This window comes from Pseudomonas sp. FP1742 (genome assembly GCF_030687145.1).
Classification (GTDB): domain Bacteria; phylum Pseudomonadota; class Gammaproteobacteria; order Pseudomonadales; family Pseudomonadaceae; genus Aquipseudomonas; species Aquipseudomonas frederiksbergensis_D.
The window spans coordinates 4,218,602-4,232,203 of record NZ_CP117460.1; the positions used below are offsets into that span (position 1 = coordinate 4,218,602).

The following is a 13,602-nucleotide window of genomic DNA, read 5'->3' on the forward strand; positions in this document are numbered from 1 at the left end:
AATGTTGGAATTTAGAGATCCAGTAGCCAGCTGTGCTGCGGATCGTTATGGAACTGCCAGACGCGTTTCGGGCCGGCCATCACGTTCAGGTAATACGACTCATAGCCGTAGGGCACGCTGACCGGGTGATAACCCTTGGGCACCACCACCAGGTCACTGTTTTCCACGGCCATGGCCTGATCGATACTGCGATCGTCGGTGTAGACCCGCTGGAACACGAAGCCCTGGGGCGGGTTGATCTGGTGGTAATAGGTTTCTTCGAGAAAGCTCTGGTGCGGCAGATCGTCGGTGTCGTGCTTGTGTGGCGGGTAGCTCGATGAATGCCCGGACGGCGTACGCACTTCCACCACCAGCAGCGAATGGGCCGGTTCGGTGTCCGGCAGGATGTCGCAGACATAACGGGTGTTGGCCCCCTTGCCGCGCACGCTGCGTTTCATGCTGTCGGGTTTGATCAACCGTGGGCCGAGGTTTTCGGCGGTGGAACCGGGGGCCGCGCACACGGCGATTTGCACGTCGCTCAACGCCACCACCTGGGCCTGGCTGCCGGGTGGCAAATAGGCCGCGAACGGTGATTTGTCTTCGAACACCGACTGGCGATCGCCGATGTTGTCCCAGTCGAACGCGCCCTGCCCCGGCGCCTCACCCTTGATCCCGACCCGACCGCTGAGCAGCACCAGGCACAATTCCTTGTCACCCGCGCTGACCGGCAGGGTTTCGCCGAGGCTCAGGCGGTAAGCGGCAAAGCCGACGTATTCCAGCTCACCCTGCCCCAGCTCGACCATGGTCCGGCCACGGGCATTGCTTTTGACCAGCAGGCTCATTGCGCGGTCCTCTCGTCGAGTAAGGCACGCAGGGTGTCGTAGCCTTTTTTGGCGTAGACGTAACTCGGTGCCACCGCCGGATCCTGCTCGGCTTCCACCACCAGCCAGCCGTGGTAATCGGCGCCCAGCAATACGTCGAGCAAGGCACCGAAGTCGATGTCGCCATCGCCGGGCACGGTGAACGTGCCGTTGATGATGCAATCGGGGAAGCTCCACAGGTTATTGCGCGCCAGTTGCACCACCGGTTTGCGCACATCCTTGAAATGCACGTGGCAGACTCGCTCGATGTGTTTGCGCAGCACCTGCAACGGTTCGCCGCCCCCCATATAGCAGTGGCCCGAATCGAACAGCAGGCCGACTTCGCTGCCGGTCAGCGCCATCAATTTGTCGATATCCGCCGGAGATTCGACGTAGGCGCCCATGTGATGGTGATAGGCCAGACGCACGCCCTGGGACAGGGTGAAACGCGCCAGTTCGGTGAGTTTGTCGGCGTATTCTTGCCAGGCCTGCTCGGTGTGGAAACGCGGGCGCTCGACCAGTGGAATGCGCTGGCCTTGAATGGAGTCGGCGACTTCGCCATAGACCAGCACCGTGGCGCCGTTCTTCGCCAGCAGCTCGACATGGCTGCCAATGGCGTCGATTTCCTCGGCCACCGAGCGGCGGGCCAGACGACTGGAATACCAGCCAGACACCAACGCCAGGTCATAGGGGCGCAGCACATCGCCGACGCCCTTGGCATCCTTGGGGAACTTGCCGTTGAGTTCGAAGCCTTCGTAGCCAATGTCCTTGCCTTCACTGAGGGCGGTGCTCAACGGCGTCTCGCCACCGAGGGACGGCAGGTCGTCGTTGCTCCAGGAGATCGGGTTGATGCCAATTCGGATAGCGGGCATGGCTGCACCTTTTATTGTTTTACACAAATCAGTAAGAACGACGCTGAACCCTTGTGGGAGCGGGCTTGCTCGCGAAAGCGGTGTATCAAACGGCATTAATGTTGACTGTGCCGCCGTCTTCGCGAGCAAGCCCGCTCCCACAGGTATTGCGGTGTTCAATCAAGCGCGGGCCGTGCGCCAGGCATCGATCAGTTCGACGAAGGTGCCCTGCACCTGGCGGATCAGCGCTTCGTCATCGATTTCACCGGCCAGCCACGCGCGGCTCGGTTCCTGGAAGATCGTCCGGCCCACGGCGAAACCACGGCAGGTCTGGCTCTGGCTGGCCTGTTGAAACCCTTCGGCCAAGGTCGCCGCCGGGGCATTCAGGCCCAGCAGCACCACGCCACGGCAATACGGGTCGCGTTCCTGGATCAGCTCGTCGAGTTGTTTCCACTCCTCGGCGCTTTGCGCTTCGATCTTCCACCACGCCGGGTAGATGCCCAAGTTGTAGAGGCGTTTGAGGGCGCGATAGAGCACGTCTGGATGCGGTGATGGGTGATCCTTGGGTGGAATGATCTCCAGCAGCAACTCGTGCCCGCTGACTTGCGAGGCCTGATACAGGCCCTTGATCTGCGCCTCCTGCTCCAGACGCAGCAGCGGCTCGTCGTCGGGATGGAATTGCACCAGGCATTTGATGATCTGTTCTTGCGGCCAGGCGATCAGGTTGCTGCCGATCGAACGCCCGTGTTCGAACGCCAATGGCCGCGAACCCTGCACTTCCACCGGCCGTGCCACCCACCAGCCACGACCGGTGGCGGCGTTCAGCGAGTCCTGGCCGAAACGTTGATCGGCCAGCAAGCCGACATCGGCGTCGACGCCCTGCTCACGCAAATCCGCCTCGACCCGTTCCACGGCTTTGATAAAGAGTTGTTTGAGTTCGCAGATAGCGTTCAGGTCGCGCCCGCCCTTGTGGGCCAGCTCCACCAGCTGCCCGCGATGATCGAAGGCGAAAATGAACAGTTGCTTCCATTGTTTGCGCGGCACGCTGACCTGATGCAGACGCTGCAATATCACGTCCTGATCCGGCCGGGTGATCGGCACCGGGCTGTTGAACAGGTAATCGAGTTCGGCGCGGGTCGGCATCGCCGGGGCGCAGGCATGGCGCGACACCACCAGACCGCCGCAGGCATTGGCCAACTGGCAGCAGCGCTCGTCGCTGGCGTCCTCCAGCCAGCCACTGAGGAAGCCCGACATGAAGGCATCGCCGGCCCCCAGCACATTCAGCACTTCGACGCGCACACCGGGATAGATCGCGCCGTCTTCGAGACACGCCGGGATCGCCCCGTGAATCACCGTGCAACCTTGCGGGCCGAGCTTGACCACCAACGTCGCCGCGCTCAGGCGCCGGACATTGCGCAGCGCGGTGAGCAGATCCTCGGAACCGCCGGCGATCAGGAACTCTTCTTCAGTGCCGACGATCAGGTCGAAACGCGGGAGGATTTTCTGCACGTGCTGGCTGACGTTCTGGTCGGCGACGAAACGGGTTTCGCCGTCCGCCTTGCCGGCCAGGCCCCAGAGCACCGGGCGGTAGTCGATGTCCAGCACCCGTTTGACATTGTGCTTTTCGGCGTAGTCCAGCGCCTGAATGCTCGCCTTGTAGACGCCGTCGGTGGAGAAATGGGTGCCGGTGATCAGCAGGGCTTTGCTGGAAGCGATAAAGGCTTCGCTGATGTCTTCGGCGCGCAACGCCATGTCGGCGCAGTTTTCGCGGTAGAACACCAGGGGAAAGGTTTCGCGATCCTTGAGGCCCAGCAGGACCATGGCGGTCAGGCGTTCCGGATCGACCTTGATGCCGCTGACGTCGCAGCCTTCACGGACCAGGGATTCAACGAGGAAACGGCCCATGTGGTCGTCCCCTACCCGGCTCAACATCGCCGACTTCAGCCCCAGCCGCGCGGTGCCGAAGGCGATGTTGGCGGACGAACCGCCCAGGTACTTGGCGAAGCTGCTCACATCCTCCAGCCGCGCCCCGACTTGCTGCGCGTAGAGGTCGACGCCAAGGCGCCCGAGGCAAATCAGATCCAATTGACGCCCACTGGCAAAACGAGTCTGGCCCATGCTGGCTCCTGTTATTTTTATCAGCCTGCGTTCGGGGCGATGAAGGCGCCGAACACTCTTGGTGGATGCAGACTAAAACGACCGGGACCGAACAATCAATAATTATTCTATATATTTTTTACGTGGAATATTTTTTCCAATAAACTTTGATACAAGCGTTCCAGACACCGTGCATCGTTTCAGCAAGCTCCAAGCCGGTTGCAAGCTCAAGATTTTATTCCGGCCTACCCTGTAGACTGCGCACAGCCAACCTATTGTCAGGGGGTGACGAGAACCGTCATCTCTATAAGAACAAGCCAGAAGGATTTCTTATGTCCCGCACCGATCAGCCGGCTACGACCGAGAGCTCGCCCGCCAGCGATCTCGCCAGCCCTCCGATCAATGCCGAGCGTCTGTTGCAGCTGATCACCGAGGAATACGAAAGCCTGCCGCGCCAGCTCAAACGCATCGCCAGCTATATGAGCCAGCAGAGCGACCGGATCATGGTCGACCGCATCAGCGACATCGCCCGCGAATGCGAAGTGCACCCGTCGGCCATCGTGCGCTTTTCCCAGCGCTTCGGCTTCAGCGGGTTCAGTGAAATGCAGGCGCTGTTTCGCGAGGCCTACACCCACAAGACCACGCCGGTGCAGAACTACCAGCAACGCATCCGCAGCATGATCGCCAACAAGTCGCAGAAGGCCAGCGGCGGCGACCTGGCGCGCGAATGCATCAACGCCACCCTGTCGGGCATCGAGCGATTGGGGCTGGAACTCGATGACCAGGCCTTCGACAAGGCCGTGGACCTGGTGGTGAATGCCGACAACATCTACGTGGTCGGGGTGCGTCGCTCGTTCGCGGTGGCCGATTACCTGGTCTACAACCTGCAACACACCAACAAGCGCATCCACCTGGTGTCGGGCCTTGGCGGCAGTTACCGCGAGCAGATGCGCAGCGTGCGCGCCAATGACCTGGTGATCGCCATCAGCTTCACGCCTTACGGCAAGGAAACCCAGCACTGCCTTCGCATCGCCCAGCACCATCAGGCGAAAACCCTGATCATCACCGACAGCAACCTCTCGCCGTTGGCCAAGCGCGCCAACACCGTGCTGTTGGTCAACGAGGGCAGCTCATTTGCCTTCCGCTCGTTGAGTGCGACCTTGTGCCTGTGCCAGGCGCTGTTCATCGCCGTGGCTTATCGACTGGAATTGAAGGTCGATGAGATTCATGAGCAGGCAGGCTTTGAGGATTAGCCTTCGAGGATGAACAATAGGCCTGAGGATTAGCGCGAAACCGCTTGCAGGTCGCTGAACCTCGGCTAAGGTTGTCCCTCCCCAAGGACCGTCTGTAAGGAGAGGCTCAATGAAACTGATCGGCATGCTGGATTCGCCCTACGTGCGACGCGTCGCCATTTCCGCCAAATGCCTGGGCATCCCGCTGGAACACGCGTCGGTTTCAGTGTTCAGGAACTTCGAGCAGTTCCAGCAGATCAACCCGGTGGTGAAGGCACCGACCCTGGTGCTGGATGACGGTGAGGTGTTGATGGATTCAACGCTGATCATCGATTACCTCGAAGCCCTGGCCGCGCCGGGTAAAAGCCTGATATCCGACAATCCAGACCGACGCCTGCACTCGCTGCGACTGATCGGCCTGGCATTGGCGGCGTGCGAGAAGTCGGTGCAGCTTTACTACGAACGCAACCTGCGGCCAGCGGAGATTCAGTACAGCCCTTGGGTGGAACGGGTCGAGGGGCAATTGGCGGCGGCGTATTCGGCGCTGGAGCGGGAGCTGGAGAAACAGCCGCTGAAGACCGACGGTTCGATTGCGCAGGACGGAATTACCCTGGCGGTGGCCTGGAGTTTTACCAACCTGGTGGTGCCGGATCAGGTGGAGGCCAAGCAGTTTCCGCGAATCAGCGCGTTCACGGCGTATGCCGAGGGGCTTGAGGTGTTTGTCGATACACCGATCGAGTAGGCAGTACGCCGGAAGATAAAACACCACAAATCCCTGTGGGAGCGGGCTTGCTCGCGAAGGCGGAGTGTCAGTCGAGATCATCGTCGTCTGATACACCGCTTTCGCGAGCAAGCCCGCTCCCACAGGTTGTGCACCTTAGCTGTCTGGCGGTTGAGTCTGGTCGATTACGGCTTGGCCAATTCCATAATCATCCGCGACAGCAAATAAATCCGCGGCGCCACGCTTTCGACCTCGGCGTACTCCTCAGGCGTATGGATATTGCCGCCGACAATCCCGAACCCGTCCAGCGTCGGCGTGCCAACACCCGCGGACAAACTGGCATCCGCCGCCCCGCCGCTGCCTTCTTCCGTCAACTTGCGGCCAATTTCGCCGTAAATGCCCTGGGCCATGGCCATCAAGCGATCCGATTCCGCCGTTTGCGGCATCGGTGGCAAGCCGCGCTTGAGGCTGGTGGTGACTTCCGTATCGGCAATCAGTTTGTCCTTGGAAACCCGTGCCAGGTCCTTCTCGATCCGGTCGAACTCTTCTGGCACCGCCGCCCGCACGTCAGCCTTGGCCGTGGCCTGATCCGGAATCACGTTGGTGCGGTCGCCAGCCTTGAGCACGGTGAAGTTGATGGTGGTTTTCTTCGCTTCATCGCCCAGTTTGCCGAGTTGCAGAATCTGGTGCGCGGCTTCCATGGCAGCGTTACGCCCCAACTCCGGCGCTACCCCTGCGTGGGCCGCCTTGCCCTTGACCTCGACCACGGCGGTGGCGCTGCCTTTGCGCCACACCACCAGTCCATCGGCCGGGCGACCCGGTTCGAGGTTGAGGGTCACGTCGTGGGCCTTGGCGGTTTTCTTGATCAGGTCGGTGGCGACGTCCGAACCAGTTTCTTCACTGGCATCGAGCAGGAAGGTGATCTGCGCGTAGTCCTTGAAGTCGAGGTTCTTGAGGATTTTCAGCGCGTAGATCCCGGCGACGATGCCTCCCTTGTCGTCCATCACGCCCGGCCCATAGGCGCGGCCGTCCTTGATGTGGAACGGGCGCTCGGCGGCGGAGCCTTCCTTGAACACAGTGTCCATGTGCGCCATCAGCAGGATTTTCGCCTTGCCGGTGCCTTTGAGCGTAGCCAGCACATGGCTGCTTTTGTCCGGGGTGTTGGGCACGAGTTCGATGGTGGCACCGAGTTTTTTCAACTCTTCGATGGCGATGTCACTCACCCGGGTCAAACCCGGCTCATAACCGGAGCCGGAGTCGATGTTCACCAACCGTTCCAGTAGTTTCAGGGCTTCACCCTTGTACTGTTCGGCATCGGCGAGGACTTGTTTGTGGGGTTCGGCGAAGGCTGCGGGGGTGAAGGCGCCGAGGGCGAGGGTCAGGCCAAGGCTGGTGGCCAGGAGAGAGCGCGGGAGCTTGAACGTCATGAATCGATCCTTGTTTCGTGTCGGGGGTCTTTAGACCCTACCTGACTACGACGCAAGGCTCTACACCGGATGCGACACATACAAACCTGATTCACCGAAGAACCAATGTGGGAGCGGGCTTGCTCGCGAAAGCGGTGTATCAGCCAATGATAATGTCGGTTGACACTCCGTCTTCGCAAGCAAGCCCGCTCCCACAGGGGACTTGTGCGGTGGGATTAAACAGAGTCGAGCAACTCTTTACGCGGCTTGCCGTCGCCATGGCAGATGACGCGATTACGCCCGGTGGTCTTGGCTTCGTAGAGCGCCTGGTCGGCATCGTTGAGCCATAGGGTCGCGTCGTCGTGATCCGGGTTGAAGGCCGCCAGGCCGATGCTCAAGCTGACTTTCAGCGCCGGATTGCGTTCGGAACCCAACGTGGCGAAACGGGCACGCAGCGCATCCATCGCTACGGCGGCGCGGTCCAGTGGCAAGTCCGGCAGCAGCACGCAAAACTCATCGCCGCCATACCGCCCGGCGACATCGGCGGCACGCAGGTTCTGTTTGAGCATTTTGCTCAGCTGACGCAGGACGATATCGCCGGCGACGTGGCCATAGGTGTCGTTGATGGTTTTGAAATGGTCGATGTCGATCAACGCAATCGCCCCGCCCTGCTGCTGGCGCCGGCAACGCTGGAACTCGATTTCCAGCTGGTCTTTCCAGGCACCGTGATTCAACAGGCCGGTCAGGCTGTCGGTGCGGCTCAGGGCCAGCAATTCGCGCTTGTGTTGGCCGAGGGTGTGGGCCTGACGGAAGCAGATCCAGCCCAGGGACAGCGGATAAATCGACAGCAAAGGCAAACAGGCGTATAGCTGAAATGGATTGGTCTGCGGGACAAAAGCCGGCATGAACACCAGCAGTCCGAGGCCTATCCCGAGCACCTGCGCGACGGCGCCCACCAACAGAAAACGCAAACCACCGATGGCCACGTTGTGCATCGCCATCATCGACAGCGTGGCCGCGCTGGGCAGCGGATTGAACTGCATGGCGGCCACCCAGAAACCACCGAGAAACGCGTCCACCAGAATGTTGCGGTGTTCGGCGTGGAAAGGAACCTTCGCCCGACGTGCCCATTGATAGGCCACATGCGGCCAGATGATGCCATTGAACAGCATCACCCCCCAGACCCAGGGCGCGGGGTTCAGTGGATACATCCCCGCACCGACGCACACCAGCCCAAGGGCCAAACCGAGGATGCGTGACGCGTAAAGCCTCCTGGCCAATGAAAGTCCCTTTCCTCCCTTCTTTTCCATAGAGGCCTCTGTACCACTGAACCGAGCCTGATATCACATGGGTGAAAGTGTTTGAAGTCTATCAGGGTAACGGCAAATAGCCATCACCGAATGACGGTCTGACAGCTGGTGACACTCAATAGTGTGGCATCGACATGAGGCGAGTGCCCAATGTTTGTCTATACATGAAGGAAGGGCTCGATAAATCACGATAAACAGGAGGCCCCTGCAGAGGCTCCGCCAACCACATTCCGTCCTGATCACTGCAAAGGAATAGCCTGATGCTTCTGTTGGTTGTCGCTATCGCTGTCTTTGTGGCCTGGAGCTGGTTGAGTTACCCGGCCATCGGTTACTGGCTCTATGACTTGAACATGGCGCTGGAGGCCCGGCTGTATCGGTTGCACAAGCTTGTCGTGCCGATCACCGAAATGACTGTCTCGACCTGGCAAGGCGGGCCCTACGAAGCCTCCAGCAACATACTGATGCTGCATGGCTACAGCGCCGACAAGAATATCTGGCTGCGTTTTGCCCGGCATTTTGTCAACGACTACCGGGTGATCATCCCCGACCTCGCCGGCCATGGCGAAACCGGTTTCAAGGCCGGTGGCGGCTACGATATTCCGGTTCAGGCCAAACGGTTGATCCAGTTGCTCGATGTCTGCGGGGTCGAGAAGGTGCATGTGATCGGCAACTCCATGGGCGGCTACATCGCGGCGTGGCTGGCGGCCAATTACCCCGAGCGCATCGTTTCGCTGGCACTGCTCGACCCGGCCGGCGTCACCGCCCCGGAACCCAGTGACATGGACCGCCACCTGGCCCGCGGCCACAACCCGTTCCTGATCCATTCCCGTGAAGAGTTCAAGCATTTCTACGCCATGACCATGGCCTCCCCGCCTTGGGTGCCGGGGGTTGTGCTGGACGCCGTCGCCCAGCGCTATGAACAGCAGCGCGACGAGCTGGAAGAAATCTTCAGGGACTTCCACGCCAGCCCGCCGATGGAGCCGAAACTGCCCGACATCAAATGCCCGGCGCTGCTGCTTTGGGGGCGCAAGGACCGCTTGATCGACGTCAGTAGCGTGCCGGTCTGGAGCAAGGGCATTGCCGATCTGCGGGTGGAAATCTGGGACGGTGTCGGCCACATGCCGATGGTTGAGCAGCCGACCAAAACAGCACGCTTGTACCGGGAGTTTTTGCGGGCGCATCACATGACTCCCACCGCCTCGTAGCAGCTGCTGTGGGGTTTTGGCAGATAATTCGGGGGGATGCTCGGCGATTCATACGAGGCGCGATTGATGAACATTCTTTACGACGAACGCATCGACGGTGTTTTGCCCAATGTCGACAAGGCCGTGCTGCTCAAAGCCTTGCAGCAGGAGGTGCCGGACCTGGACATCCTCTGGCGCGAGGAAGAGCTCAAGCCCTACGAGTGCGACGGTCTCTCGGCCTATCGCACCACGCCGATGCTGGTGGCCCTGCCCCGGCATCTTGAACAGGTGCAGGCACTGCTCAAGCTCTGCCATGCCCGGAACGTGCCGGTGGTGGCGCGCGGGGCCGGCACCGGGTTGTCCGGCGGTGCGCTGCCGCTGGACAAAGGCGTGTTGCTGGTGATGGTGCGATTCAACAACATCTTGCACATCGACCCCGCCGCCCGCACCGCACGGGTCCAGCCAGGGGTGCGCAACCTGGCGATTTCCCAGGCAGCGGCGCCCTTCGGTTTGTATTACGCACCGGACCCGTCCTCGCAAATCGCTTGTTCAATCGGCGGCAACGTCGCGGAAAACGCCGGTGGCGTGCATTGCCTCAAGTACGGCCTGACCGTGCACAATCTGCTGAAACTCGAAATCCTGACCCTCGAAGGCGAACACCTGACCCTCGGTGCCGATTCGCTGGACGCGCCGGGGTTTGACCTGCTGGCGCTGTTCACCGGCTCCGAAGGCTTGCTGGGGATCATCACCGAAGTCACGGTCAAACTGCTGCCCAAGCCCCAGGTCGCCAAAGTCCTGCTGGCCAGTTTCGATTCCGTGGAAAAGGCCGGCCGCGCGGTGGCCGAGATCATCGCCGCCGGGATCATTCCCGGTGGCCTAGAGATGATGGACAACCTGGCGATCCGTGCCGCCGAGGATTTCATCCACGCCGGTTACCCGGTGGAGGCCGAGGCGATCCTGCTCTGCGAATTGGACGGGGTCGAAGCCGATGTCCAGGACGATTGCGAGCGAGTCCGCGAGGTGCTGCAACAGGCCGGCGCCAGCGAGGTGCGCCAGGCCCGGGACGAGGCCGAGCGCGTGCGGTTCTGGGCCGGACGCAAAAACGCCTTCCCGGCCATCGGCCGCCTCTCGCCGGATTACTACTGCATGGATGGCACCATCCCCCGTCGCGAACTGCCCGGCGTGCTCAAGGGCATCGCCAGCCTGGCGCAGGAATACGGCTTGCGGGTGGCCAACGTGTTCCATGCCGGCGACGGCAACATGCACCCGCTGATCCTGTTCGACGCCAACCAGCCCGGCGAACTGGAACGGGCCGAAGCCCTCGGCGGCAAGATCCTTGAACTGTGTGTGAAAGTCGGCGGCAGCATCACCGGCGAGCACGGCGTGGGCCGGGAGAAAATCAATCAGATGTGTGCGCAGTTCAACAGTGACGAATTGACCCTGTTTCACGCCGTGAAAGCCGCGTTCGACCCCCAGGGTTTACTCAACCCCGGCAAGAACATCCCGACCCTGCACCGCTGCGCGGAGTTCGGTGCGATGCACATCCACGCCGGGCAATTGCCGTTCCCTGATCTGGAGCGTTTCTGATGGCAGATTTCGATGCCAGTGCCCCCCTGCTCGAACAGGTCAGGCAGGCGCGGGAAAACGCCACGCCGCTGCGCATTCAGGGAGGGAACACCAAGGCGTTTCTCGGCCGTGAAGTGGCCGGAGAAGTGCTCGACACCCGCGCCCATCGCGGCATCGTCAGCTATGACCCGACGGAACTGGTGATCAGCGTTCGCGCCGGCACGCCGTTGAGCGAACTGTTTGCCGCGCTGGATGCGGCCGGGCAAATGCTGCCCTGCGAGCCGCCATCGTTCGGCGAAGGCGCCACCGTCGGCGGGATGATCGCCGCGGGGCTATCCGGGCCACGGCGCCCATGGTCCGGTTCGGTGCGCGACTTTGTCCTCGGTACCCGGGTGATCAGCGGCCTCGGCACTCACCTGCGCTTTGGCGGCGAAGTGATGAAAAACGTCGCCGGTTATGACCTGTCGCGCCTGATGGTTGGCAGTTACGGCTGCCTCGGGGTGCTGACCGAAGTCTCGCTCAAAGTACTGCCCAAACCCCGGCGATGCCTGAGCATCAGCCTGGACATCGATTGCGCCCGCGCCTTGGCCAATCTGGCGCAATGGGGCCAGCAACCGCTGCCCATCAGCGCTGCCAGCCACGATGGCCTGCGTTTGTACCTGCGCCTGGAAGGCGGCGAAGGCTCGGTCGCGGCGGCCCATCAACGGCTCGGTGGCGAACTGTTGGACTCGGCCTATTGGTCCGACCTGAACGAACAACGACTAGACTTTTTTAATGAGGGTCTGCCGCTGTGGCGCTTGTCACTGCCCAACAACCTCGGGCCGCTGGACTTGCCCGGCGAGCAATTGATCGACTGGGGCGGTGCGCAACGCTGGCTGAAAACCGCAGCCGATGACATTCAATCACTGGCTCAGCAGCACGGCGGCCATGCCACCTGTTTCAGCCATGGCGTCACAGAAACGCCTTTCCAGCCTCTGGCCCCGGCGTTGCTGCGCTATCACCGGCAACTCAAGGCGCAACTGGACCCGCAAGGGCTGTTCAACCCTGGCCGGATGTACGCGGAGTTCTAGATGCAAACCAACCTTAGCGAGCAGTCCCGGAAACTGCCCCGCGCCGAAGAAGCGGACAAGATTCTGCGCACCTGCGTGCACTGCGGGTTTTGCAACGCCACCTGTCCGACCTATCAACTGCTCGGCGACGAACTGGACGGGCCACGCGGGCGCATCTACCTGATCAAGCAAGTGCTCGAAGGCGCCCCCGCCACGGCCCAGGCCCAATTGCACCTGGATCGCTGCCTGACGTGCCGCAACTGCGAAACCACCTGCCCGTCCGGGGTGGATTATCACAACCTGCTGGACATTGGCCGCGCCGTGATCGATCAAGCAGTGCCGCGCCCGGCCAGTCAACGGCTGTTGCGTCAGGGCCTGCGGGCACTGGCGCCGAACCCGAACCTGTTCAAGACCCTGCTGCAGATCGGCGCCACTTTCCGGCCGTTGTTGCCACGGGGGGTAGAGGCGAAGTTACCCCACGACCTCCCTGCTCCGGGCGAACGCCCCGTCCCTCGGCATGCGCGCCGGGTGCTGATGCTCGAAGGCTGCGTGCAACCCGGTCTGTCACCGAACACCAATGCCGCGACCGCGCGGGTGCTGGATCGGTTGGGAATCAGTGTGATTCCAGCGCCGCAAGCCGGCTGCTGCGGTGCGCTGGACTATCACCTCGACGCCCAGGCCATGGGCCTGGACCGCGCCCGACGCAACATCGACGCCTGGTGGCCACACCTGGAAAACGGCGCCGAAGCCATCGTCCAAACCGCCAGCGGCTGCGGCGCGTTCATCAAGGATTATGGGCATCTGCTGGAGCGCGACCCGGTCTATGCAGACAAGGCACGGCGAGTCAGCGAAATGGCCCTGGACCTGGTGCAAGTGCTGGCCGATGAACCGTTGGAACGGGTCTGCGCCGCCACCGACCGGCGGATCGCCTTCCATTGCCCCTGCACCTTGCAGCACGCACAGAAACTCGGCGGCGCGGTCGAAGCGGTGTTGACGCGGCTGGGCTTCAACCTCACGGCAGTCCCCGACAGTCATTTGTGTTGCGGCTCGGCGGGCACCTATTCGATCACCCAACCAGAGCTGGCCCGGCAACTGCGCGACAACAAACTCAACGCCCTGGAAAGCGGCCACCCCGACATCATCGCTACCGCCAACATCGGCTGCCAGAGCCACCTCAACAGCGCCGGACGCACGCCGGTCAGACACTGGATCGAACTGGTGGACCAAGTGCTGCGTTGAACAAACACGCCTGCGTTGCAAGAACAGTCCTTGGCAGAATGAAGTTCGTCAGAAACTTCGTTTGTCGGCGCCGCCGAAGGCTGCGATCTTTTCCGGCATCCGTTACGT

General features: G+C 61.7%; 11 protein-coding genes. 6 read left to right on the forward strand and 5 right to left on the reverse strand.

Going from position 1 to position 13,602, the window contains the following annotated elements:
• Positions 1 to 11: 11 nt before the first annotated feature.
• From iolB to iolC, 3 genes are all read right to left on the reverse strand, one after another.
• Complete coding sequence (gene iolB, locus PSH64_RS18790) at positions 12 to 821, reverse strand: 5-deoxy-glucuronate isomerase (RefSeq protein WP_305478185.1); 810 nt, start codon at positions 819 to 821, stop codon at positions 12 to 14.
• Entirely contained in the window at positions 818 to 1,711 is an 894-nt protein-coding gene (gene iolE / locus PSH64_RS18795) for a myo-inosose-2 dehydratase (RefSeq protein ID WP_305478186.1), read from the reverse strand. The genes iolB and iolE overlap by 4 nt, the downstream gene beginning before the upstream one ends.
• A gap of 159 nt (positions 1,712 to 1,870) precedes the next feature.
• Positions 1,871 to 3,808, reverse strand: coding sequence for a 5-dehydro-2-deoxygluconokinase (gene iolC / locus PSH64_RS18800; protein WP_305478187.1), 1,938 nt, complete (start codon positions 3,806 to 3,808; stop codon positions 1,871 to 1,873).
• A 311-nt stretch (positions 3,809 to 4,119) separates the two neighbouring features.
• Between iolC and PSH64_RS18805 the strand changes: the two genes are divergently transcribed.
• A complete protein-coding gene (locus tag PSH64_RS18805; protein WP_105341524.1) occupies positions 4,120 to 5,040 on the forward strand; it encodes a MurR/RpiR family transcriptional regulator in 921 nt (306 codons plus the stop codon).
• A gap of 109 nt (positions 5,041 to 5,149) precedes the next feature.
• A complete protein-coding gene (locus PSH64_RS18810; protein ID WP_305478188.1) occupies positions 5,150 to 5,761 on the forward strand; it encodes a glutathione S-transferase in 612 nt (203 codons plus the stop codon).
• A gap of 164 nt (positions 5,762 to 5,925) precedes the next feature.
• Here PSH64_RS18810 and PSH64_RS18820 read toward each other — a convergent pair whose 3' ends face one another.
• Positions 5,926 to 7,167: a M20/M25/M40 family metallo-hydrolase gene (locus PSH64_RS18820; protein ID WP_305478189.1), complete on the reverse strand. Its 1,242-nt coding sequence runs from the start codon at positions 7,165 to 7,167 to the stop codon at positions 5,926 to 5,928.
• Between the two features lie 215 nt (positions 7,168 to 7,382).
• Positions 7,383 to 8,456, reverse strand: coding sequence for a diguanylate cyclase (locus tag PSH64_RS18825; protein ID WP_105341531.1), 1,074 nt, complete (start codon positions 8,454 to 8,456; stop codon positions 7,383 to 7,385).
• Positions 8,457 to 8,716: 260 nt separating this feature from the next.
• On the opposite strand from PSH64_RS18825, the gene PSH64_RS18830 reads away from it, so the two are divergent.
• The 4 genes from PSH64_RS18830 to glcF all read left to right on the forward strand — a co-directional run bounded on the left by PSH64_RS18830 (position 8,717) and on the right by glcF (position 13,494).
• Complete coding sequence (locus PSH64_RS18830; RefSeq protein WP_305478190.1) at positions 8,717 to 9,661, forward strand: alpha/beta fold hydrolase; 945 nt, start codon at positions 8,717 to 8,719, stop codon at positions 9,659 to 9,661.
• Positions 9,662 to 9,727: 66 nt separating this feature from the next.
• Entirely contained in the window at positions 9,728 to 11,227 is a 1,500-nt protein-coding gene (gene glcD / locus PSH64_RS18835; RefSeq protein WP_305478191.1) for a glycolate oxidase subunit GlcD, read from the forward strand.
• Positions 11,227 to 12,276, forward strand: a complete 1,050-nt coding sequence (gene glcE / locus PSH64_RS18840) for a glycolate oxidase subunit GlcE (RefSeq protein WP_305478192.1) — start codon at positions 11,227 to 11,229, stop codon at positions 12,274 to 12,276. Before glcD ends, glcE begins: the two co-directional genes overlap by 1 nt.
• Positions 12,277 to 13,494, forward strand: coding sequence for a glycolate oxidase subunit GlcF (gene glcF, locus PSH64_RS18845; protein ID WP_305478193.1), 1,218 nt, complete (start codon positions 12,277 to 12,279; stop codon positions 13,492 to 13,494). It abuts the gene before it with no gap.
• Positions 13,495 to 13,602 lie beyond the last annotated feature (108 nt).